Annotated in this window: 1 pseudogene; it reads left to right on the plus strand. The window is 66.9% G+C overall.

The window, feature by feature from the left end:
- Positions 1-269: pseudogene (locus tag ACRHNM_RS16725) on the plus strand (histidine kinase dimerization/phospho-acceptor domain-containing protein); the annotation flags it as partial.
- Positions 270-275 lie beyond the last annotated feature (6 nt).

The following is a 275-nucleotide window of genomic DNA, read 5'->3' on the forward strand; positions in this document are numbered from 1 at the left end:
GGGCGCGGGGCACCCACCTGCGGGTGGACGGCCGCGGCAACGGTTACCTGGTGGTGTTCGACGATATTACCGAGGTGATATCGGCCAACCGCACCGTTGCCTGGGGCGAAGTGGCGCGCCGCCTGGCCCACGAAATCAAGAATCCGCTGACGCCGATCCAGCTGTCCGCCGAGCGCCTGGCGATGAAGCTGGAAGGCAAGCTGCCGCCGGCCGAGGCCCAGATCGTCGGGCGTTCCACCAACACCATCGTCAACCAGGTGGCCTCGCTCTAACAG

This window comes from Psychroserpens mesophilus (assembly GCF_050617655.1).
Taxonomy (GTDB): domain Bacteria; phylum Bacteroidota; class Bacteroidia; order Flavobacteriales; family Flavobacteriaceae; genus Psychroserpens; species Psychroserpens mesophilus_A.